The sequence below is a fragment of the Peribacillus sp. Bi134 genome (genome assembly GCF_918698065.1).
Lineage (GTDB): Bacteria > Bacillota > Bacilli > Bacillales > DSM-1321 > Peribacillus.
The window spans coordinates 269,232-292,745 of sequence record NZ_CAKKLN010000004.1 but is presented as its reverse complement, the minus strand read 5'-3'; the positions used below and the strand labels follow the sequence as shown (position 1 = coordinate 292,745).

The 23,514-nt window shown below is 42.7% G+C and carries 20 protein-coding genes and 1 other annotated feature; of the genes, 8 read left to right on the top strand and 12 right to left on the bottom strand.

Annotated elements, in window-relative coordinates:
• Nucleotides 1–119 precede the first annotated feature (119 nt).
• The 4 genes from LQ188_RS10045 to ezrA form a co-directional block, all read right to left on the bottom strand.
• Nucleotides 120–326 (bottom strand): alpha/beta-type small acid-soluble spore protein, encoded by a 207-nt coding sequence (locus LQ188_RS10045; protein ID WP_034309203.1) that lies wholly within the window; start codon nucleotides 324–326, stop codon nucleotides 120–122.
• Nucleotides 327–408: 82 nt separating this feature from the next.
• Entirely contained in the window at nucleotides 409–1,620 is a 1,212-nt protein-coding gene (gene thiI / locus LQ188_RS10040) for a tRNA uracil 4-sulfurtransferase ThiI (RefSeq protein ID WP_101222948.1), read from the bottom strand.
• On the bottom strand, nucleotides 1,617–2,765 hold the full coding sequence (locus tag LQ188_RS10035; protein ID WP_101222949.1) for a cysteine desulfurase family protein: 1,149 nt from the start codon (nucleotides 2,763–2,765) through the stop codon (nucleotides 1,617–1,619). Before LQ188_RS10035 ends, thiI begins: the two co-directional genes overlap by 4 nt.
• A gap of 233 nt (nucleotides 2,766–2,998) precedes the next feature.
• Nucleotides 2,999–4,693 carry a septation ring formation regulator EzrA gene (gene ezrA / locus LQ188_RS10030; protein ID WP_101222950.1) on the bottom strand — a complete coding sequence of 565 codons (1,695 nt, stop codon included), beginning with the start codon at nucleotides 4,691–4,693 and terminating at the stop codon, nucleotides 2,999–3,001.
• 168 nt (nucleotides 4,694–4,861) lie between these two features.
• Between ezrA and hisJ the strand changes: the two genes are divergently transcribed.
• Nucleotides 4,862–5,665 (top strand): histidinol-phosphatase HisJ, encoded by an 804-nt coding sequence (gene hisJ, locus LQ188_RS10025; protein ID WP_230176734.1) that lies wholly within the window; start codon nucleotides 4,862–4,864, stop codon nucleotides 5,663–5,665.
• Between the two features lie 14 nt (nucleotides 5,666–5,679).
• On the opposite strand, the gene refZ is transcribed toward hisJ, so the two are convergent.
• Nucleotides 5,680–6,318, bottom strand: coding sequence for a forespore capture DNA-binding protein RefZ (gene refZ, locus LQ188_RS10020; protein ID WP_101222952.1), 639 nt, complete (start codon nucleotides 6,316–6,318; stop codon nucleotides 5,680–5,682).
• Between the two features lie 154 nt (nucleotides 6,319–6,472).
• Here refZ and LQ188_RS10015 point away from each other — a divergent pair, with 154 nt between their 5' ends.
• Both LQ188_RS10015 and rpsD read left to right on the top strand, forming a co-directional pair.
• Nucleotides 6,473–6,952: a GAF domain-containing protein gene (locus LQ188_RS10015; protein ID WP_230176733.1), complete on the top strand. Its 480-nt coding sequence runs from the start codon at nucleotides 6,473–6,475 to the stop codon at nucleotides 6,950–6,952.
• Nucleotides 6,953–7,408: 456 nt separating this feature from the next.
• The gene (rpsD, locus tag LQ188_RS10010) at nucleotides 7,409–8,011 is read left to right on the top strand and encodes a 30S ribosomal protein S4 (RefSeq protein WP_034309220.1); all 603 of its coding nucleotides are present in this window, start codon (nucleotides 7,409–7,411) and stop codon (nucleotides 8,009–8,011) included.
• 96 nt (nucleotides 8,012–8,107) lie between these two features.
• Here rpsD and tyrS read toward each other — a convergent pair whose 3' ends face one another.
• Entirely contained in the window at nucleotides 8,108–9,364 is a 1,257-nt protein-coding gene (gene tyrS / locus LQ188_RS10005) for a tyrosine--tRNA ligase (RefSeq protein WP_101222954.1), read from the bottom strand.
• Nucleotides 9,365–9,429: 65 nt separating this feature from the next.
• Nucleotides 9,430–9,646: a binding site (T-box leader), on the bottom strand.
• A 148-nt stretch (nucleotides 9,647–9,794) separates the two neighbouring features.
• On the opposite strand from tyrS, the gene LQ188_RS10000 reads away from it, so the two are divergent.
• Complete coding sequence (locus LQ188_RS10000) at nucleotides 9,795–12,821, top strand: transglycosylase domain-containing protein (protein WP_101222955.1); 3,027 nt, start codon at nucleotides 9,795–9,797, stop codon at nucleotides 12,819–12,821.
• Nucleotides 12,822–12,953: 132 nt separating this feature from the next.
• Here LQ188_RS10000 and acsA read toward each other — a convergent pair whose 3' ends face one another.
• A complete protein-coding gene (gene acsA, locus LQ188_RS09995) occupies nucleotides 12,954–14,672 on the bottom strand; it encodes an acetate--CoA ligase (protein ID WP_101223490.1) in 1,719 nt (572 codons plus the stop codon).
• A gap of 338 nt (nucleotides 14,673–15,010) precedes the next feature.
• On the opposite strand from acsA, the gene LQ188_RS09990 reads away from it, so the two are divergent.
• Genes LQ188_RS09990 through LQ188_RS09980 form a run of 3 tightly spaced genes read left to right on the top strand, consistent with a single transcriptional unit; the run spans nucleotide 15,011 to nucleotide 17,494 of the window.
• Nucleotides 15,011–15,643, top strand: coding sequence for a GNAT family N-acetyltransferase (locus LQ188_RS09990; RefSeq protein ID WP_034309235.1), 633 nt, complete (start codon nucleotides 15,011–15,013; stop codon nucleotides 15,641–15,643).
• 26 nt (nucleotides 15,644–15,669) lie between these two features.
• Nucleotides 15,670–16,320, top strand: a complete 651-nt coding sequence (locus LQ188_RS09985) for an acetoin utilization AcuB family protein (RefSeq protein WP_101222957.1) — start codon at nucleotides 15,670–15,672, stop codon at nucleotides 16,318–16,320.
• Nucleotides 16,313–17,494, top strand: coding sequence for an acetoin utilization protein AcuC (locus LQ188_RS09980; RefSeq protein WP_101222958.1), 1,182 nt, complete (start codon nucleotides 16,313–16,315; stop codon nucleotides 17,492–17,494). Before LQ188_RS09985 ends, LQ188_RS09980 begins: the two co-directional genes overlap by 8 nt.
• Nucleotides 17,495–17,585: 91 nt before the next feature.
• Here LQ188_RS09980 and ccpA read toward each other — a convergent pair whose 3' ends face one another.
• The 5 genes from ccpA to LQ188_RS09955 form a co-directional block, all read right to left on the bottom strand.
• The gene (gene ccpA, locus LQ188_RS09975; RefSeq protein WP_101222959.1) at nucleotides 17,586–18,590 is read right to left on the bottom strand and encodes a catabolite control protein A; all 1,005 of its coding nucleotides are present in this window, start codon (nucleotides 18,588–18,590) and stop codon (nucleotides 17,586–17,588) included.
• Between the two features lie 382 nt (nucleotides 18,591–18,972).
• Nucleotides 18,973–20,049 (bottom strand): bifunctional 3-deoxy-7-phosphoheptulonate synthase/chorismate mutase, encoded by a 1,077-nt coding sequence (locus tag LQ188_RS09970; RefSeq protein WP_101222960.1) that lies wholly within the window; start codon nucleotides 20,047–20,049, stop codon nucleotides 18,973–18,975.
• A gap of 519 nt (nucleotides 20,050–20,568) precedes the next feature.
• A complete protein-coding gene (gene ytxJ, locus LQ188_RS09965) occupies nucleotides 20,569–20,895 on the bottom strand; it encodes a bacillithiol system redox-active protein YtxJ (protein ID WP_054400017.1) in 327 nt (108 codons plus the stop codon).
• Nucleotides 20,896–21,022: 127 nt separating this feature from the next.
• Nucleotides 21,023–21,595 carry a YtxH domain-containing protein gene (locus LQ188_RS09960; protein ID WP_230176732.1) on the bottom strand — a complete coding sequence of 191 codons (573 nt, stop codon included), beginning with the start codon at nucleotides 21,593–21,595 and terminating at the stop codon, nucleotides 21,023–21,025.
• A gap of 48 nt (nucleotides 21,596–21,643) precedes the next feature.
• Nucleotides 21,644–22,153 (bottom strand): DUF948 domain-containing protein, encoded by a 510-nt coding sequence (locus tag LQ188_RS09955; RefSeq protein WP_230176731.1) that lies wholly within the window; start codon nucleotides 22,151–22,153, stop codon nucleotides 21,644–21,646.
• A 228-nt stretch (nucleotides 22,154–22,381) separates the two neighbouring features.
• Here LQ188_RS09955 and LQ188_RS09950 point away from each other — a divergent pair, with 228 nt between their 5' ends.
• The gene (locus LQ188_RS09950; RefSeq protein ID WP_230176730.1) at nucleotides 22,382–23,500 is read left to right on the top strand and encodes an aminopeptidase; all 1,119 of its coding nucleotides are present in this window, start codon (nucleotides 22,382–22,384) and stop codon (nucleotides 23,498–23,500) included.
• Nucleotides 23,501–23,514 lie beyond the last annotated feature (14 nt).

Below are 23,514 nucleotides of genomic sequence, written 5' to 3'. Positions count from 1 at the left end.
TATGTAGTAAAACTAAGGAATTTATTAAATCGTTAATTATTCAGCCGTCCACGAATTCAGTCCGCAAACGTAAAGAGAGCGGGTGTTAAAACCCGCTCTCTGTAGCCATATTTATTAAATTATCTGTTGAAGCCTCCGCCTAATTGTTGTTCAGCCATTTGAACAAGGCGTTTTGTGATTTCTCCACCAACTGAACCGTTAGCGCGAGATGTTGTGTCGGCACCAAGTTGTACGCCGAATTCTGTAGCGATTTCATATTTCATTTGTTGTAGAGCTTGTTCCACTCCAGGTACCAATAATTCGTTTGAGCTGTTGTTGTTTGCCATGTGTTTTTCACCTCCTTGTGATTATAGAGTGTGTTAAAACACATGGCTTCATTCGCACTATTTTATTGGTAATTACAGGATATTAAAATAAGTCTTCCATCGCTTCTTCCTTATCGAAAGTCTGACCAGGTTTAACTGTCAATACTTCTGTTTCGGAGACTGCTTTTTCAATCAACGAATCAAAGTCGACGAAGCTTTCATAGTAATTGACTTTTTCACGTTTCGGTTTCGTTTTTGGGCTTGCCGGCGTAAAGACCGTACAGCAATCCTCATACGGCAGATTGGATATTTCAAAAGTATCAAGCTCTCTTGCAATTTTGATGATTTCCGTTTTATCCATGGTAATCAGGGGGCGCAGGATCGGTGTATTCGTCACCTCATTGATGGCGAACATGCTGCTCATCGTCTGGCTCGCAACCTGCCCAAGGCTTTCACCGGTAATCAGTGCCATGGCTTCTTCCTTTTCACGAATTCGATCGGCGACCCGCATCATTAAACGACGGGTAGTAGTCATTGAGTAGTTTTCCGGGATTTGCTTTTGAACTAATAATTGGATTTCCGTAAATGGAACGATATGCACTTTCATGCTTCCATTTATTTCGGCAAGCTTGCCCGCCAAATCAATGACCTTTTGACGTGAACGTTCGCTCGTGAACGGTGGGCTGTAGAAATGGATAGCTTCCACGTCCAATCCCCGTTTCATCGAAAGGAATCCCGCAACAGGGCTATCAATCCCGCCTGAAAGCATCAGCATCGCCTTTCCGCTTGACCCGAATGGAAGACCGCCTGCCCCCTGGATGATTTCACCTGTCAAATACACGGCTTCGCGTCTCACTTCCACTAACAGGTTCAAATCAGGGTTCTTTACATCCACTTTTAAATCCTCTGTATTTCGAAGCAAATGCCCGCCGATTGCCCTGTTAATTTCATCGGTATTATATGGAAAATCCTTATCCGCGCGTTTTGTCGTGATCTTGAACGTTTTTACCTCTTCAAGAGTATGATTCAGGTAATACAATGCTGCCGTTTTCATCCCTTCCAGATCACGCTCTATTTTTATCGCAGGGCTTAATGACTGAATTCCAAAAATGCCTTTCAATCGTTCAATGACAGGCTTATGGTCAGCACCGTTCAGGAGTACGTACATCCGCTCCCGGTTGGCTGTAAGCACTACACCTTCAATATCTTTTAAACTCCAGCGAATATGTGCCTTCATTTTGTCTACAAAGCCTTTACGGTTTCTTTTTTTCGTGGAGATTTCTCCATAACGGATAATTATATGATCAAATTTCATTTTGCAACCCTCATTATTTTTTCTAAATTAGCGACTATTTTCTGTATCGCCGCCAGAACTTGCTTTGCTTCTTCCATTTCATTGCCATAGGTAGTACTGATTCGGATGACGCTTTCGGAACGAGCCGAATTATGGAACATTGCATCCACCGTTTTGCTTATCGTCCTTTTTTTCGAAGAACAGGCACTAGTTGTCGAAACATATATTCCTTCCGATTCTAGTGCATGCAGCAATACCTCGGATTTAAGTCCGGGAACGGAAAAATTCACAATATGTGGTGCCCCTTCTTCAGGACTGTTAACCAATACCCCGTCCATTTCCTTCAAACCTTTATATAAATAAGTTTTGATTTGCTGCAGCTTATCATGATACAGCAATTGATTGTTCATACTAATACGCAAAGCCTTCGATAGGGCGACGATTCCCGCAACATTTTCGGTGCCGCTCCTGATTTTCGTTTCTTGATTGCCGCCATGGAAAAGCGGATCGATCCGAACGCCTTCACGAACATAAAGGATGCCCGTCCCCTTCAAGCCGTGGACCTTGTGGCCGGAAATTGTACATAAATCCACATTGGCATCACGCAATGATAAAGAAACTTTGCCTGCTCCCTGCACATTATCGACATGAAAGAGCACGTTTGGGTATTGTTTTATCAATTTGCCGATTTCAGCAATCGGCTGTATCGAGCCAACTTCATTATTAACATGCATGACGGAAACCAGAATGGTATCCTCCCTCAATGCATCCTTTAGGTCCATTACATCAATTTGCCCAAATTCATTAACGGGAAGATATGTGATCTCATACCCCATTTTCGTCAATGATTGGCATGCATCTTCTACAGAAGGATGTTCAATCGCTGTCGTGATTATGTGTTTGCCGCGATTTCCCTGAAAGTGTGCGGTTCCTTTAATGGCAAGATTATTTCCTTCCGTCCCCCCGGAAGTGAAATATATTTCCGAACTCTTCACCTTTAATAAATCAGCGATTTGCTTTCTTGCAGCGGAAAGCAGTTTTTCGGATTGCACCCCAAGTCCATGAAGTGAAGAGGGGTTCCCGAAATAGTCCGAAGTAACCTTCATGAATGATTCGATTACTTCGGGATATGGTTTTGTTGTTGCACTATTATCAAAATAAATCATGGGCTCACCTTCCATGTTTTTGTATCTATGATGGTCACTCTACTAAATATAAGTTTCAATGTTGCTGTTGCAACATCTAATATTAACATAATTGAATTTGAAAGAGAATGTAAAACACTGGTCCATGAATGATAGGAGAATTGCTTCTTTTTATTCCTCAGAATGATTTAAACTTCCCACCTGTCTATTCACGGTCCATCCGGTAAAAGAAAAAAACCCGCCTTGGCGGGTTTTTAGGAAAGGACTTCTTCTATGTTCGCCCCGATTTTTCGTAAACTGCCTGGGTCGACCTTTTCTATGGCCGTTGCTGCCGTTTCCAACGCTGCTTGATATTCATAGCTTCGGAATTTCGCCTCGGCTTCCCTAAGGCTCTCGGCAACCATATCGTGACTGCTTCGATAGCGATTTCCGAATTGGATCACCTTTTCGGCCAAATACATATGTTCGATTAATTCTTGGGCTTTTTCGTGGACCCTATTCACCTGTTGAACCGCTTTTTCCAAATAAATATAAACAGCTGCCATGTCAAGCGGCTTTTCTTCAAGTTTCCCCTGGACATCATCCATGCTTTCTTTGGCATCAGATAGCACCAATTTATACTCTTCCGGAAGACCCGGAATATTGCTTTTTGCAATTAATCGTCCAGTATCGACCATTTTACGTTTCAATTCAGCCAGTGAATCCCTGGCATCCATTTCATCTTTCCGTAAAGCCTGTAATTTAATGGTGAAGTCTTTCTGATTTTCCTGTAATTCCTTCAACTGTGCAGCCAGCCCCTGCATCTCTTCGCTGATAAGGGAGCTTGCCATCACATTATCCTCCATTTTCAATACAAGCAATTGATGGCGTTTCGAAATCTGGGCAATCTGCTTTTCCATTTTCCGTTGTGCATCGAGCTCATTTTCCGTCAGATGATATGTGTGTTGAACATGTATGGTTTCAACTTTAAGTTTATCGTTTTCATATTCAAGGTCACTAATCGTTTTCCTGAGAACTTCATCATTTTTCAAGATATACTGTTTTGAAAGTACTTCTTTTTCCAAAAGGTCATAAAGCACCTCAATGCTTTCGCGCATATCTTTAATGCCTTTATCCACTGCTTCCGTTTCGGCATTTTCCAATTGTGTTTTATATAGTTCCAGCTCTTCCTCAAGCCGGGATATTTCCTGCTCGAATTGGATATGGCTCAACAGATACCCCTGTCCTGACATCTCCTCATAACCATCCTTCAATTCTTGAAGCTGGGAATGCAGCTCGGATTGGCTATCTACCAATAATTTCGGGAGCATTTCCATTTTAACCGACAGAACCGCCAATTTTTCCTTAATGGATAGAACAAGCTCCCTCGCATTCAAATAATTGCCATTCACGGTCTCTTCGTCATACTTTTGAAGGATCTGCAATACTTCATCCAAGGTACTTTCCAGCTTATCAGCAGCTTTCCCGTAATTATGCCTGTGTGCAAGCAGGGATTTCTTCAATTGACGGTAGGATTCCTTGATATCCTCAATTTCCAATCGGTTTTTTTCCTCACTGCCTACGAGTTCATTCAGTTCGTATAAGATCTTTTTGATCATTTCCTCGATTTCATTCAGCTTGACTGTAATTTTGCGCTGTACTTCTTTTGATCGGCTGAAACGGTATTTATCGACGAATTCCTCGGCATCGAATAAAAGCTCTTCGACTTCGGGCATATGATCAGTAATGATGGCGTCCCATTCAATGCGCCAGTTTTCGAACATTTCCTCTGTTTCACCTGTCATGTTCAATTGTTTGACTTTAGAAAGCTCTTCCAGCACGGGGCGGTGCATGATGCTTATTTTCCAGGATTCCAGTCGATCGATTTCTTTAAAATATCTCTTTTTGAAAAAATAACCCCAAATGATGAAAATCAAAATTAATACAATTACCCCAATTATGTAATCCATGGTAAGCCCCCTGTTCTAATCCTTACAGTCTTGCCCGTTTATATATCAATTTTAAAAATGTTAAATTTAATGCTTTTATGATACCATGTTAGCAATAATTTTTGACGAGAAAAATGTTTTTTTTGTAGAAAATTGCTACAAATACCTGTTTTTTGGGAGGGAAGGACCATGAAAGCTGACGGTCATGTGCACACTCCGTTTTGCCCTCACGGCTCTACGGATAAATTCGATGAATATATTACGCGGGGAATCGAACTAGGATTAAAGGAAATCACATTTACGGAACATGCTCCATTGCCACGAAATTTTCAAGATCCTACGCCTGAAAAAGACAGCGGCATGGACGCTGCCCTGCTCCTGGATTACTTTCAAGAGCTCCGCGTACTGAAAGAACGCCATAAAGACAAAATCCTGATCAAAACAGGTCTGGAGGTTGACTTTATAGAGGGTTATGAAAAAGAAACAAAAGAATTCCTCGACGAAATCGGAGAATTCCTTGATGACAGTATACTTTCCGTCCACTTCATCAAGCATCAAAGCAGTTGGCACTGCATCGATTTCAGCGAAAATGAGTTTGGTGAGATTTCCAATGAACTAGGTTCAGTGGAATCGGTGTATGCCAAATATTACGATACTCTGGAAAAATCAATAACAACTGATTTAGGCATTTATAAACCAAAACGGATCGGGCATATTACGCTTGTCCATAAATTTCAGCATCGATATCCGCCGGCTTCTAGTTTTGACGAGCGGGTTTACAAGGTGCTCGACATGATCAAAGAACAAAGGTACGAACTAGATTATAATGGAGCCGGGCAGGTAAAGCCGCTATGCCGTGAACCATACCCTCCTGAACGGTTTGCAAAGCGTGCTTTCGATCTCGGCATTCCGCTTATTTACGGTTCCGATGCACATCAGGCTAAGGATTTGGGTCAGGGCCATCAGGCACTGATTGAAGGGTTCAATAGGTAACTCATGTATACACTTCAGCTCCGCCCGGCTAACAGTGGCTGTAGGTCGATGAAAAGGGTATCCTGCAAAAAACGTCCGACTTCATTGGCATATATATTCGTGTAGTAGGCTTCCTGCGGGAACACATGAAGCACATCCATCGCATAATGGGTATGCAGGACAGGGGCCGTCAATAAACCCTTCAACTGCAGCATATACATGGGAACCGAGACCTGCTGGAAACTCCTGCTCTTGATCCCCTGTTCCAAAATATATTGAAAATAAGACTTTTCCTTTGTAAAATAAGTCGAATGAATTTCACGATTTAAATTGGAATCGAGTGAAGATTCCCCATATATGAACCGTGCAGCAAGGAAGTTTTCCCTCTGGAAAGCGAGAATATCCTTTACAAGATTCATCAAGCAATGCTGCGGACCTTTTAGTTCCAGCAGTGTCATGTTCGTCTCAAGGACCAGGATATACTCTTCTAAATAGGAAGTGAAACAGAATTCCAGCAACCCCTGCTTATTCTTGAAATAGTAGGCAATATTCGCAGCGTTCACTTTGGCTTTATTCGCTATATCCCGTATGGATGTAGCATGATAGCCTTTTAAATGAAATAAATGCAATGCAGCTTCCACAATGGCTTGTTTCGTTGGCGTCTGGCGATTCATTCAGGCAATCCCTCGCTTTCTTTGAGACAAGTCTTGTGGACTATTTCTTCACGGAAGAGCCTGAATCCTTTAGTAAGTTCTCGACAATTTCCCAACAATAAAGCAACATGATTAGAAAGTGCTGTAAAAATATGCGGAAGACAGGTGAACGCTTTTGTTTAATGTCGAAATGTATCAAGGAAAAAAAGAAAATAACTATGATCTGGTCCAAAAGCAGCTTCTTGCCTTAATTGAAGATGAAACGAACCGGATAGCCAATTTAAGCAATGCGGCAGCTTTACTTAATCAGTTTCTTGATGAGATTAACTGGGTCGGCTTCTATTTATACGAAGAAGGCCAATTAATTTTGGGACCCTTCCAGGGCCTTCCAGCCTGTGTCCGCATTCCAATGGGCAGGGGCGTTTGCGGGACTTCAGCGGCGACTGAAAAAACCCTTCGCATAGAGGATGTCTACCAATTCCCTGGACATATCGCCTGTGATGCGGCATCAAGATCTGAAATTGTCATACCGCTCATGAAGGATGGCAAATTGATCGGTGTCCTCGATATCGACAGTCCGGTCACGGACCGTTTTGACGAAATGGATCAGCAAGGACTGGAGAAGTTCGCTGAAATCCTTTCCAGGCATCTATAAAGTTAAAGGGAGCGGCAATCCTTGCCTGCTCCCTTTTCCATTACAGGCCCCATGTACATGTACCCGGTCCTTCCTGAATTCTTCACAATATATAACGCCTCATCGGCCCATTTGATATTTTTCTCCATGTATTCATTATCACGCTTACATTGAAAAAACCTCACTAAAAAATTGCAGTTTTTAAATTTACCTGCTGCGATTCTCTTTATCTAGGCCTTTTAATTAATCACAACTGTCCTTGACTCATTGAGCCAAATATTATACAATACTCTTTGTGTAAAATATTGCAGCCTATGTGACAGCCTTTATGTTCTCATTTTGTTCCTCAATACAGAGGTGTATCTCGTAACCCTCTGCTGCTAGGGCGAAGGTACATGAAAACAAAATGGTCATAATCGTACATTCACACGGTTTTTATTTTACCAAAATAAAAACATTTAAAGGAGGAGTCATCCTATGGCTCGTTATACTGGCCCAAGCTGGAAACTATCCCGTCGTTTAGGAATTTCCCTAACAGGTACTGGTAAAGAATTAGAAAAACGCCCTTATGCTCCAGGACAACATGGTCCTAACCAACGTAGAAAAATTTCTGAATACGGAATGCAACTACAAGAGAAACAAAAACTTCGTCACATGTACGGAATCACTGAACGTCAATTCCGCACAATGTTCGACCGCGCTGGCAAACTTAAAGGTGTACATGGTGAGAACTTCATGATTCTTCTTGAATCACGTCTTGATAACCTAGTTTACCGTCTTGGTTTAGCTCGTACACGTCGTCAAGCACGTCAACTTGTTAACCACGGTCACATCACTGTAGACGGAAGCCGCGTAGACATTCCATCTTACAAAGTGTCTCTTGGACAAACAATTTCAGTTCGTGAAAAATCACGTAACTTCTCAATCATTAAAGAATCAGTTGAAGCAACTAACTTCGTTCCTGATTTCCTTACTTTTGATGCTGAGAAATTAGAAGGTACTTTCACTCGTTTACCAGAACGTTCTGAATTGCCTGCTGAAATTAACGAAGCTCTTATCGTTGAGTTCTACTCTCGTTAATAACTTCAAAACCCCATCCTTGGATGGGGTTTTTTTTTGCATCTAAACACCCTTGCATGAGAAAGCCCGGCTGTAATTCAGCCGGGCCTTGAACAATCATTTCACTAATGTATATTTCTTTTTGCCGCGACGAACCAGGATGAACTCCCCTTCAATCTTAGAAGCTTCCGTCACTACATATTGCAGATCAGTCACTTTCTCCCCATTTATGGAGATTGCCCCATTCTGAATATCTTCCCGGGCTTGACGCTTTGATGGCGAAATTTTCGCTTCAACGATTAAATCGACCAAACCGATATCTTCCTTGCTTTCACGTTTGAAGCTAGGAACATCTTTGAAGCCCAATTTGATTTCCGCCGCACTTAAATTCTTCACCTCTCCGCTGAATAGGGCTGCAGAGATTTTGATTGCCTGGTCAAGAGCTTCCTGACCATGAATCAAACGGGTCATTTCTTCCCCTAAAGCTTTTTGCGCTTTACGCAAATGCGGTTCGGACTGTACGGATTGCTCTAACTCTTCAATCACCTCACGAGATAGGAATGTGAAGAATTTCAGGTATTTCACGACATCAGCATCGGCTGTATTGATCCAGAATTGGTAAAATTCATACGGAGTCGTCTTTTCAGGATCAAGCCAAATCGCTCCGCCTTCCGTTTTACCGAATTTCGTTCCATCCGCTTTCGTTACGAGCGGGATCGTCATACCGAATGCTTTTGCATCCTCATCATTGGATTTCCGGATCATTTCCAGCCCAGTCGTAATATTGCCCCATTGATCACTGCCGCCAATTTGCAATTTACAGTTGTAATTGCTGTATAAATGGCCGAAATCAATTCCTTGTAAGATCGTGTACGCGAATTCAGTAAAGGAAATTCCCGTATCCAAGCGGGAAGCAACCGTATCTTTTGCCAGCATGTAGTTAATGCCGATGTATTTCCCGTAATCACGCAAGAACGTGACCATATCGATTTTACCTATCCAGTCATAGTTATTGACCATGATCGCACCATTTTCACCTTCGAATTCAAAGATGTGGGATAGCTGCCCTTTTATGCAGTCGGCATTATAGAGCACTTTTTCCAGCGTTTGCAGCTGGCGTTCCTCTTTTTTACCGCTTGGATCACCGATAAGTCCAGTCGCACCACCCACTAATACAATGGGACGATGGCCATGCTGCTGGAAACGGCGCAATGTCAAGAATGGCAATAGATGTCCGATATGCATACTATCCGCAGTTGGATCGACACCACAGTATAAAGAAATTTTCTCTTTTTCTAAAAGGTTCTTAAACCCCTCTTCATCCGTTTGTTGATAAATAATCCCTCTCCATTCGAGGTCTTTAAGCAATTCCATTTAATATTCCTCCTCATCTTAGAAAAAAACCGCAAAAAGCACACAAAAACGCCCCTTCATAAATATGAAGGGACGAATGAATTCGCGGTACCACCCAACTTGAGGACATACTATGCCCTCCGCTCAAGACGAATAACGGTCGTCAACCGTTTCCTGCTACTAATCATTTCACAGCAAATGCTCCAGGAAGTAATTCATCATACTATTTGTACCGATTTCCACTAACCACCGGCTCTCTGAAACAGGGATAGTCTGACTACTGGGTCCTATCATCGCGATCATTTAATCATTTTATTGTTGTTAATAAACTTTTATCATACATAAGATTCCTTGTCAACATACCCTTACAGATTATAGAAAAATAAGAAAGATGCCCTTTCCCCTACCTGTTGTATGCTATAATATATGTGATTTCAGGGGGTATGATACGATGAATAATAATCAAAAAGATAGATTTCTAACAGTCTGGAAGCAGCTGACCCGTTTTTTTCAAAATGAAAAAACACATAAGAACGCGCGGGTTACATACCAAGTCATTTGGAATTTAACGCTGATCTTCATTATTGTCGGGATTCTAGGATTCTCATTCGCCGGCGGCGTCGGAGCCGGCTATTTCGCTGCCCTCGTCAATGATGAGCCGGTACGCTCAAAAGAAGATTTGAAAAAAGACATTTACAATTATGAAGAGACCTCTGAGGTATACTTTGCTGATGAAGTATACTTGGGCAAGCTTAAGAGTGACCTTGAGCGTGAAGAAGTGTCCATCGATAAAGTTTCCGAGCATCTAAAAAATGCAGTCATCGCTACTGAAGATGAGTATTTTTATGAGCATGACGGTGTTGTCCCGAAAGCCATCCTGCGTGCGATTTACCAGGAATTTTCGAATGCAACCGTCCAATCGGGAGGAAGTACATTAACACAGCAGCTCATTAAAAACCAGGTCCTGACCAACGAAGTATCGTTTGAACGGAAAGCAAAAGAAATCCTGCTTGCGCTCCGGGTCGAAAAATTCTTTGAAAAAGAAGAGATTTTGGAAACGTACTTAAACGTCTCCACTTTGGGACGAAACTCTTCAGGCCGTAACATCGCCGGGGTCGAGTCCGCCGCTGAAGGTATTTTTGGCGTGGAGGCCAAAGATCTGACACTGCCCCAATCAGCCTTTATCGCTGGATTGCCGCAAAGCCCTTTCGGATATACACCATATACCCAGAAAGGAAAATTGAAGGAAAATCAAGAGCCCGGCATCAACCGGATGAAAACCGTTTTAAAGCGGATGTATAGTAACGGATACATAACAAAAGCAGAATATGATAAAGCAAACGCATACGACATTACAAAAGACTTTATCGGTAAAACGGAGATGCCGTCGGAGAAATATCCATGGCTCACCTATGAAATCGAAAAACGCTCCATCGAAATCCTATCTGTCAGTCTGGCAAAAGAAGATGGATATGAAGAGAAAGATTTAAAGAATGATGATTTAAAAGCTCAATATCTAGCACTTGCCGATCGTAAGCTGCGGCAAAACGGCTATCAGATTTATACGACAATCGATAAAAAGATTTATGACAAGATGCAGGAAGTTACGAAAAACTATCCGAATTATGGATACGATAAAACGGCACAAGTCGTCGATCCAGATACGAAGGAAATGAAAACGGTGAGTGAGCCCGTTGAAGCCGGGGCCATTCTCATCGAAAATAAAACAGGAAAAATCATCAGTTTCGTAGGCGGCCGTGATTTCAAGCGGGAACAGACGAACCACGCCACCGCATCATTGCGATCGAACGGATCAACGATGAAGCCCCTGGTGATATATGGCCCAGGCATCGAGCTAGGCAAGATCTCGCCTGGCAGCGTATCGGCTAATGTGCCGATCTCCATTCCAACAGGCGGCAAACCGTGGAGTCCAGGAAACTATGGCGGCGGCAGCTATACGGGAGTATCGACTGCCCGCGAGGCCCTGAAGAATTCCTACAATATCCCGGCAGCGCTCTTTTACAAGAAAATAATCAACCTGAGCCCCGCTTCGTATTTGGAAAAAATGGGCTTCTCCACCGTGACGAAAGGGGATTACTCCAATCTTGCCTTGTCATTAGGTGCGATGGAAAAAGGTGTAACCGTTGAAGAAAACGTCAATGCATTTGGTACATTTGCCAATTCAGGAGAATTCATCGATGCTTATATGATCGATAAGATCGTTTCGAAAGATGGCAAAGTCATCTATCAGCATAAAGTGAAACCAGTGGATGTTTTCTCTCCGCAATCCGCTTACTTGACGCTTGATATGATGCGTGATGTCGTAAACAGCGGGACGGCGTCCTCGGTCAGGAACCGACTTGCCTTCTCAAGCGATTGGGCAGGTAAGACCGGTACTTCACAAAACTATTGGGACGCTTGGTTCGTCGCTACGAATCCCAATGTATCATTCGGTACATGGCTGGGATATGATACACCGAAATCCTTGCAAGGGACCTATAATGGTCTTGAATATAATAAACGTAATATGTATTATTGGGCAGATCTGATCAATGCCGCATATAAAGTCGACCCTAAACTCATTGACCCCGATAAGCGTTTTGAAATGCCGGGCGGAATTGTCAGCCGTTCCTTCTGTGGCGTTTCAGGACTGCTTCCTTCAAGCTCATGCCAAAAGGCCGGGCTTGTCAAATCGGATTTATTCATCGCGAAATATGCTCCATCCAGGGCGGATGATAGTTTCATAGATGGACAATATGTATCAGTCGGCAGCAAACGCTACGCAGCCCTTCCGCAAACGCCTGGCGAATTCACAAGCGGCGGGTTCATGTTGAATCCAGATTCATTTGCAGATATCGGATTGAGATATGTCGTTGACCCGGGCTCCGTGATTCCTGGAGCCGAAAAATCAGGAAATGTCGTCGGGGCGACAGCGAAATTGAATGATAATGGCAAGGCACCAGATCCCCTATCCATAACGATCGGTAACGATAAAATTACATGGGGCTTGCATGATGAAGGAGATGTCGTCGGTTATCGTGTCTATAAAGACGGCAAGAAAGTGGCGAGCATCAATGCTGGGGAGAGCCTTGTTTATAAAGTCGGCTCAGGCGGTTCCTATTATGTAACGGCCGTAGACATAGTCGGCAAAGAATCAGCCCCTTCTCAACGTGTTGAAAGCGGCGCTAAAAAGACCGGTTCAAAAGAAGATTCCACAAAAACTAAAGATGATCGTGGAAAAGATAAAATAGCTAACGAAGATAAAAAAACAGACTCAAAAGAAGAGAACGGTTCAGATAAAGTTAAAGAAAAAGAACCAGAAAAAGAAACGCAAACGGATAATAATAAAGAGCCAGCTCAAGATAAAGATCAAAACAAAGAGAATACAGATCAGGAAAATCAAGAGACCGACAAAGAGCAAGACACAGTCAATGATAAAGAGCAAGACACGGATAAAGCTGAAGAAGAGGAAGAATGACACTCTTTCTTGAACTAAAAACAGGCTGTCGGTTACCCCGACAGCCTGTTTCCTTATACTCTCCCCAAAAAGGCATCCATGGAAGTGACCATGGATGCCTTTTCCTTCTCAATAATCAGTAAGACTAAGTTTTCAGTCCTCCATCGATGATAAATCACCAGTTGGCAGATCAAGTTCCCAAGCTTTCAAGACACGGCGCATGATTTTACCGCTTCTTGTTTTAGGAAGTTTATCCCTGAATTCAATTTCACGAGGTGCCGCATGTGCTGCTAGACCATGCTTTACAAATGTACGAATTTCCTCAATCAATTCATCGTTTGCCTCGTATCCGTCACGAAGTGCGATGAACGCTTTGATAATTTCCCCCCGAACCGGATCCGGCTTACCGATGACCCCCGCTTCGGCTACGGCTGGATGCTCGACCAATTTGCTTTCCACTTCGAAAGGACCTACCCTCTCCCCTGCCGTCATGATGACATCATCAACACGGCCTTGGAACCAGAAATAACCATCTTCATCCATATATGCGGAATCTCCTGAAACATACCAATCACCTGGCATAAAGTAAGATTCATATTTAGCTTCATTCTTCCAGACGGTCTTCATCATCGAAGGCCAGCCTTTCTTGATGGCAAGGTTCCCCATTCTATGCGGCGGAAGCTCGTTGCCTTGATCATCCACTATTGCCGCCTTCACACCTGGAATCGGTTTGCCCATCGAGCCAGGTTTGATTTCCAGGCAAGGATAATTGCAGATGACCTGTGCCCCGGTCTCCGTCATCCACCATGTATCATGGATACGGTGATTGAATACCTTCATTCCCCAGCGCACCACTTCCGGGTTCAACGGTTCACCCACACTTAATATATGGCGGAGAGAACTCAAATCGAACCGCTTAACGATTTCGTCACCTGCGCCCATCAGCATCCTGAAGGCAGTCGGGGCACTATACCATACCGTGACACCAAAGTCCTCCAAGGTCTTGTACCAGGATTCAGGCTTGAACCGCCCGCCTACAATGACATTCGAGGTCCCTGTCAGCCAAGGTCCAAATATCCCGTAAGACGTCCCTGTCACCCATCCAGGGTCCGCTGTGCACCAATACACGTCCTCATCCTGCAAATCAAGGACCCACCTTGCCGTTTGATAATGCTGGATCATCGCATTATGAACGTGCAGCACTCCTTTTGGTTTGCCTGTGGAACCTGAGGTGTAGTGAAGAATCAGACCGTCATTCCGATCCACCCATTCAATTTCGAATTTTTTGTCGGCTTCTTTTAATTTTTTATTGAAGTTATGGTAATTTCCTTCTTCTTTTATATTTTCCCCCACCAAGAAAATATGCTTTAAATGGGGTAATTCATCCACCGGGACACGCGGCAAAAGTTCAGGTGTCGTCACTATCACACTTGCCTCACTATCTTCAAGACGGTCCCTTATGGCTCCTTCCATGAAGGCTTCGAACAACGGCCCTACGACCGCTCCCGTTTTAATCGCACCCAACAATGCAAAATAAAGCTCCGGGGAGCGAGGCATGAAGATGAAAACACGATCTCCTTTTTCCACATTGGCAATGTTCTTGAACACATTGGCCGCTTGATTCGTATAATCTTTCATTTCCTTGAATGTATACTTTTCATTTCTTTTATCGTCTTTGTAATAAAGGGCCACTTTATTCTTTTTGTATGTTTCGACATGGCGGTCAATGGCTTCATACGCAAGATTCACTTTACCGGTTTCAGACCAGGAGAATTCCTTTTCCGTCTCAGACCAGTCAAACTTATTGTATTTTTCATCATAATTCTTTAAATTAAAATTACCTTCCACTACTGGTAACGCTTTCACATTCATACGACAAACTCCCCCTTCATTCGGCTCTATATTTTTATTATAGTATAAGAATCGAATTATCTCAATTTTTAAAATATTGAATACTTCCATATAAGGGAAATCCCTTCTTGGTGAATTTTGAAAGCAACTGGTATATTGTTATGGTTAAGGCGAATCCATATGATGGCCGTGAAAGACGAAGCACTGTAACAAAAGCGCCTTGAACTTTCTGAATTATGCCCCTCGTTTTCATGTATAATTTATGTAAGCTTTCCATTCGGTCAGTTTTTAAAAGCAATGCTTCGTATACTCCGGAATGCGAGAGTGTAAGATTACTATATAACAAGGGTGGTGAAAGAATGGAATATAGTAAGACCTTTTACACTAAGGAACTGCAGACATTAAGCGGAACGCTCATCATCGAGGGGCCGTTAAGCGGCGAAAAAATGTCAGCTTATGAGTTTCACGAAGACTTGGTCGCCTTTCGCCCGCCTGCTTTGCAGCATAAAGCGTTAATAGAGATTGCAGACTTGCCTGAGGGCAGGATCTTTATCGCCCGTGAAAATGAAACAATCGTGGGTTATGTAACTTACTTATATCCCGATCCCTTGGAGCGCTGGTCTGAAATCAAGATGGAGGACCTGATTGAGCTTGGTGCAATCGAGGTCATCCCTAAATACCGGGGTGCCTCCGTCGGGAAAAACCTAATCCGCCTTTCCATGGAAGACGATTCGGTTGAAGACTTCATCATCATCACCACTGAATACTATTGGCATTGGGATTTGAAAGGGACAGGTCTGAATATATGGGACTATCGCAAGGTCATGGAAAAAATGATGAGTGCCGGTGGTTTGGTCTACTTTGCAACAGATGACCCTGAAATCAGTTCCCACCCGGCCAACTGTCTGATGGCCCGTATTGGCAAAAGGGTCCCGCCGGAATCCATCCAGAAATTCGACCAATTGCGTTTTATGAATCGGTTTATGTATTAAAGAGGCGAGTAAGAGGAGGAAGGAAAATGATTGTTGAAACAATAATGAATGAGGATATTATCACCCTCACTCCAACCGATACAATCCATAGCGCTGTCTTGATCATCAAGGAGAAGCGAATTCGCCATATCCCCATTGTCGATGACAGCTTTCAACTTGTGGGATTAGTCAGCGACCGTGATATTCGGGATGCTGCCCCTTCTATATTCCGTACCGAAGAATACAAAAATGATTTACAAAAACCACTATCAAGCATCATGAAAACGGAAATAATCACAGGGCACCCGCTGGATTTCGTGGAAGAAATCGGGGCTGTTTTCTGTGATAACAATATCAGCTGCCTTCCAATCGTAAAGGGAAGGAAGTTAGTGGGAATCATAACCGGTTCTGATTTACTTCATTCATACGTTGAGTTGACTGGAGTCAATCAGCCCGGTTCCCAAATCGAAATCAGAATCCCGGATAAGGCAGGTTCCCTTCATGATATTGCCCATATTTTCAAAAGGCGCAATACGAATATCCTGAGCACCCTCGTTTATCCTGAAAAAAATGGAACCGACTATAAAATTCTTGTAATTCGTGTACAGACGATGAATCCATTTATGGTGGTGGAGGATTTGAAGAAAGAAGGCTATACCGTTTTATGGCCTAGTCTACCGGGGTTTTCACATGAATGATACATCCCTTTTCGTATATTCGGATGAACTCCTTACCTACAAATTCAACGATGAGCATCCATTCAATCAAAAACGGCTTAAACTCACGCTTGATTTATTAAAAAAACACCATGCAATCAATGATGATCAAATTATCAAGCCCAGAATGGCAACCGATGCAGAATTGGAACTGATTCATGATCACCATTATGTAAACGCTGTCAGGTTGGCAGGCCAGGGAAAGCTCCCCCCTGAAAAGGCTGTGAATTATGGGCTAGGAACGGAGGATACCCCCATCTTCCCCAAAATGCACGAAGCAAGTGCATTGCTTGTAGGCGGTACCTTAACGGCTGTGGATGCCGTCATGACCGGCCAGTCCCTGCACGCACTTAATCTTGGCGGTGGCCTGCATCACGGTTTCCGCGGAAAAGCCTCGGGCTTTTGCATTTACAACGATAGTTCGGTCGCGATTAAATACCTGCAAAAAAAATATGGGGCGCGTGTCTTGTATGTCGATACCGATGCACATCATGGTGATGGAGTCCAATGGTCATTTTATGATGACCCGGATGTTTGTACACTATCCATCCATGAAACGGGCCGCTACTTATTTCCCGGCACCGGCAATATTAACGAGCGAGGCCAGGGAAAAGGCTACGGCTATTCATTCAACATCCCGGTCGATGCGTTCACTGAAGATGAATCATGGCTCGATTGCTACATGGCTTCCTTTAAAGAAGTCATTGAATTCTTCAAACCGGATGTCATATTAACGCAAAACGGAGCCGACTCCCATTATTACGATCCGCTCACCCATTTATCAGCCACCATGAAAATTTATAGGGAAATACCAAAGCTGGCCCACGAAATGGCCCATAAGTATTGTGAAGGACGGTGGATTGCAGTGGGCGGCGGTGGATATGATATATGGCGCGTCGTCCCGAGGGCTTGGGCGAGAGTCTGGCTTGAAATGACGAATAATGATATATCAGGTCCCCTATCAAAGGAATGGCTCGATTGCTGGCAGCCTGAGTCCCCTGTTCCCCTGCCGAATGAATGGGATGACATGGAGGATATATATGAACCCATTCCGAGGAAGCCTGAAATTACCGAGAAGAATGCCCTGACGCTTGAAAAGGTCCTTTATCCCATCAGGTCTTCCAGGCAAACAACGAAAAGCAATGAACAAAGTTAACCAAAAGATCGTTGAAAAACGATCTTTTTTGTTCGGGGCAAACATTTGAGAAACAAAAAGAGAGTGCCCTCGGGACACTCTCCAAACCAGTTTATTTCGTTGATTGACGGTTTTCAATCCGATGTGGCAGGATCACTTTTTCAAGACCTTCCTCCACTTGTTCTTTATTCATCAACTTTGTAAGAAGCCTCATCGCAACCGCACCAATATCATATAAAGGTTGAACGATCGTCGTGATTTGCGGACGCACCATCAAGGTCAATCTCGTGTTATCGAAGCTGATCACTTCAAAGTCTTCCGGTACATTAAACCCTTTGTCCTGAGCGGCATGGACAATTCCAAGCGCCATTTCATCAGCACCGGCTATGAATGCTGTCGGTCTGTCTTCAGCTTCCAGGTACTTTTCAAAAGATTCAATTCCTGAATCATATGTATAATCACCTTCAACGACATAACTTTCATCAAATGGAAGCCCAGCTTCTTTCAATCCTCGTTTATAACCAGTCAATTTCATTTCATTAATCAACGCCGAAGGGTTTCCGCTTACAAAAGCGATATGCTTGTGGCCTTTTTTAGCGAAGAAGGTCACTGCGTCGAATGCCGCCGCCTCATAATCAATATTGACCGATGGAACTTGTCCGCTTTCATCCACCGAGCCTGCCAGAACGATTGGAACAGGTGAATTCTTAAACTCTTTGACATGCTCATCAGAAATGTTGCCGCCCATGAATACGATACCATCCACTTGTTTTCCAAGCATCGTATTCAGCAAATGGAATTCCTTATCTATATTCTCATCAGAACTGCTTAGAATGATATTGTATTTATACATGGTGGCTATATCTTCTATGCCCCGTGCCAATTCTGCAAAAAAGATGCTTGAGATATCCGGGATGATGACCCCGACTGTAGTCGTTTTCTTTGAGGCAAGTCCCCTTGCCACTGCATTGGGACGGTACCCTAACTTCTCAATTACATCTGAAACTTTCTTCCTTGTTGCAGGCTTTACATTTGGATTCCCGTTAACTACGCGGGAAACGGTGGCCATGGAAACATTCGCCTCACGCGCCACATCATAAATGGTTATATTATTCATTTATCCATTCCTCCATTTCTTTCATTTTCCCCATAAAAGACCCGAATTATTTCGGAAAATAATCTTTTATGCGTTTTTCTCTATAAGGAAGATTATTTTAGGAACGATCTGCCTAACAAAAAATGCAGTCCTACTCTCTTCTCAGTCAAATATTCAATACCCTATTCAAGTATAAAATTCACATAGATATCACTTTATGTATGACTCAATCTTCCGAACAGTTCTCATTCTTGTTATTTATCATACGATAGTCGAATCTTTCCTGCAATCCAATAGTGCTCATTTCGAAGCTTTTTCTGCAAAAACTAGTATTTTACCATTAAAAAAAGCCCTTGCCAAGTTGGTAAGGGCCGTAAATAGATCATTTAAAGAATTTCTTAGCTTATACAGTTACCCAGTTCAAACGTTTAATCTCTTCGTAGAATTCATCAAATTGTTTGAAGTCCATTTGCTGTGCAGAATCCGATAAAGCAACGGAAGGATCTGGATGCACTTCAGCCATAACACCGTCAGCACCGATTGCAAGAGCCGCCTTAGCCGTAGGAAGCAGAAGATCGCGACGTCCAGTTGAATGCGTTACATCAACCATGACCGGTAAATGAGTTTCTTGTTTTAAAATCGGTACAGCAGAGATATCAAGTGTATTTCTTGTTGCTTTTTCGTAAGTACGGATACCGCGCTCACAAAGGATGATGTTGCCATTGCCCTGCGACATGATGTATTCCGCTGCATGAATGAACTCTTCAATCGTTGCCGCCAGTCCACGTTTTAAAAGAACTGGTTTATTTACAGCACCTGCCGCTTTTAGCAAGTCGAAGTTTTGCATGTTGCGCGCCCCGATTTGGATGACATCGATATGATCGATTGCCGCTTCGATATCGTTGGCACTCACGATTTCACTGATTACAGCCAAGCCGTATTCATCAGCAACACGTTTAAGTATTTGTAATCCTTCCAAACCAAGCCCTTGGAAGTCATATGGAGATGTACGTGGCTTAAATGCACCGCCGCGCATCAATTTCAAACCTTTAGCTTTAATGACTTCCGCCACCGCAGCTGTCTGTTCATAAGATTCAACGGCACATGGTCCGAAAACGAAGCTAGGGATCCCGTTACCGACCAATTCACCCTTAATGTCGATGATCGTGTCTTCAGCCTTTTGTTTTCTCGATACAAGAAGCGTTTTCTTCTGATCATCTTTTTGTAACTCCAAGCCCAATTTAAAGATTTCTTTGAAAATATGTTTAATCGAACCAAGATCAAGCGGTCCTTGATTATTGGCTTCGATAAGATCCAGCATTGTTCTTTCACGGACCGGATCGTAACGGTTTACACCTTGTTTTTCTTTAACGCGACCAATTTCCTGTACAAGTTCAGCACGTTGATTAATAAGATGTAATAACTGAAGGTTCACATCATCCAGTTGATTACGAAGTCCATCAAGCTCTTTGTTGCTCATTACAAATCCATCCCTTCGTTTTTTAAAATAGAAATCGGTTCAGCGGACTCAAACTAAAAAAAATCCCATCCGGATCCTCGAACATCCACCCCGATTGTTTTATCAATGAAAAATTTAGAATATTTCATGTATGATTAAATCAATTATAAATGAAGTGTCCATAAATGTCACTATATTTTTCTTTAATAATTAAACGCTTTTAAGCATTAAAGTTATAAATGCATAAAACTAGGTGCCGCTCATGCCAGAAAAACGATTACACAGAATATTGAAACACGATCCGTTGTAGGAATTATATTGGAAATAGAACAGGAAAGCTATCATTTAATTGATCATTTTTCACAAGAGCATAGAAAAGTTTAAATCTTCTGCCACTTGTCCGAAGCCGAGAAATGTTTAAAGAGGCTTTACGGAAAGGCCTTCCTAGAAAAGGTTTCCCCAGGATTAACATCCTTAGGCCCGCCAATCAATGGAATAATAAAAGGCCGGACCCCTTACCAAAGGGATCCAGCCTTCCATTCATTCTGTAATGGCCTTGCTCAATGAATCATATGTAATCCGCCAATGAGATTCATTCCAGACAGGTTTTCCACTTTTAAAAAGGATGGCCTGAGGTGATTGATGTTTGACCTCAAAGGTTTCTGCTACATAATTGGATAGTGGACGAGCTTCCTGGACGGCCAAATAGGCCGTTTTAAGTTGTTCGTTCCCTAAGATGTACCTCTCATATTGTTCAAATGCTTCAGCGCTGACAGGGCATGTTACGCTATGCTTGAAAAGCAGGAATGTATCCTCTTTTAGAAGCTCATTGAATTGTTCTTCTGTTTCGATTTTGCTCATGACCATATAGCAGTCTCCTTTCCTTGTCATATAAATTTTACCATCAAAAAGGCGATGAAGCCATCGAAGCACTTCACCGCCTTATTCTTCGTCCCTTAATGACTCTTCATTCCCATTAAAGAAGCCAGGGAGTTTAATTCTTTAGTTTACTCTCCGTTTCATCAAATGCCTTTTTCGCTTCATCAAGTTTTAATTTTGCCGCATTCTTGTTTCCGCTTGTAGGATCTGCTGAATTATTTTCCGAATCATTGCCGTTAGCAAAGTTCGTTTCGACGGATACGATAGGAGCATCGGTAGTTCCGGTTACATCAATATCCTTATTGCTTGAATTCGTTGTATCATCAGCAGCGTCGCCGTTTTCTTTTCCTGTTTTCAGGCTCTTCACTTTGTTGACGATATTCGAAGATTTATTGGAAACGATTTCCGTGACGGAGCTTGTTTTTTCTTTTGCAGTATCAGCAAGGACTGTACCTTTTTCCATTGCCGTTTGTCTTAATCTTTCTGTTTTCTCGGAAATGTTTCTAGCTTGTTCATTGAAGTCATTCCTTAATTCCTTGCCTGTTTTCGGAGCCATGAACAATGCTGTAGCCGCTCCGATCATCCCGCCGATCAAGGCGCCAATCATAAAGTCCTTCGAATTGATCGAGTCGCGTTCGTCCTCATAAGATTTCTGATAGTCCTTTGCCGCAAATTCTTTTTGAGTCATAATACATTCCCCTTCCAATTTTCAGTTCATTTTTTATTTAACTAGATTTTAGGATCTAGAACGTAAAAACCTTTTTTTAGGCAGGTTATCTGTTTCAAGCGCTTCCCTTTCTAACTCCGCCCTTTCGATTGGAGTCGGGGCAGCCTGTTTGCTTCTGGCCTTCCACTTGTCTCTGATCTCCATGGCAACATTGCTCCATTGTACAATTTGTGAGATTCGGTCTTGATTATTATCAATCTCAGCCTGCACTTTATGGGAAACCTTTTGGATGGAAGAATTGAAGCTGGAGATGGATGTGCCTACATCCTTCACCGCATCCACCACCGTGTTCAGGTTTTCTGACTTGTGCTGCAAATCTTCAGCCAACGTATTCGTTTTATGTAATAACTGAGTAGTTTCGAGCGTTATGCCCTGCATTTGGCTCTCTAGTCCTGTCAGCGTCCGGGCCACACTGTCCAGGGTAGTTTGAAGTGATGTCAGTACCTTTGTTAGGAAAATAACGAGTACCAAAAAAGCTATCGCTGCAACAGCAGCACTTACGTATAAAATAATCTCCATTGGAACACCTCCGAAAAAAATCGACTTATTTAATAGCTGTTAGATATTAATTACCCCTTCCCTAATATTATAAACGTATTTATTTTTTCAATATACCCTATCAAACCCTAATCTGGAAATATTCTTGTCTGCATCCAGTTCCTCCGTAAGTTCATGGGTCACACTTATGGCAGGAAATCGGGTATGATAGAAAAGATAAGTCGAATTTAAACAATGGAGGTATTTTTTATGAAAGATCCCAGAATTGAAACATTGGCCAAAAACTTAATCAATTATTCCGTGAAGCTTCAAAAAGGTGAAAAAATCTTGATCGAAAACTTTGGTTTGCAGCGTGAGCTTGTTAACGCACTTGTGAATGAAGCCTATGCAGCAGGTGGTTACCCATTCGTCCTTTTAAAGGATCACCAAGTGGATCGTGCCTTGCTGATGGGTGCCAAAGAAGAACAGTACAAGATGATGGGTGAGTTTGAAGCAAACGTAATGAACCAGATGGATGCCTATATCGGGCTTCGTGCCGGGGATAATATCAATGAACATTCCGATGTCCCTTCAGAGAAGATGGCGATTCATGGACAGACAGTCGGTAAAGTACATAGAAATATCCGCGTGCCAAAAACAAAATGGGTCGTGCTTCGCTACCCGACAAATTCCATGGCCCAATTAGCCAAAATGAGCACAGAAGCATTCGAAGACTTTTATTTCGAAGTCTGCAACCTCGACTATGGCAAAATGAGCGCAGCGATGGACAACCTTGTTGAATTGATGGATAAAACGGATAAGGTCCGCTTAACTGGGCCCGGTACGGACCTAACTTTCTCCATCAAAGACATTAAAGCCATCAAATGTGCGGGTGAGCTGAACATTCCTGACGGTGAAGTATATACGGCTCCGGTTAAAGATTCCATCAATGGAGTTATTTCGTATAATACTCCGTCCCCTTATCAGGGTTTTACTTTTGAAAACGTGAAGTTAACATTCAAGGATGGAAAAATCGTTGAAGCGGTTGCGAATGATACGGAACGCATCAACAAAATTTTTGATACTGATGAAGGCGCACGATATGTCGGTGAATTTGCAATTGGTGTAAATCCTTATATTCTACACCCGATGCAAGATATCCTCTTTGATGAAAAAATTGATGGAAGTTTTCATTTCACTCCCGGACAATGCTATGATGATGCCTTTAACGGAAACCATTCAGACATTCACTGGGACCTGGTCAATATCCAGCGGCCTGAATATGGCGGAGGGGAAATCCATTTTGATGACGTCTTGATACGTAAGGACGGACGCTTCGTTTTACCGGAACTGGAAAATTTAAATCCAGGAAAATTTAAAATAACGTAAAATAAAAAAAACGA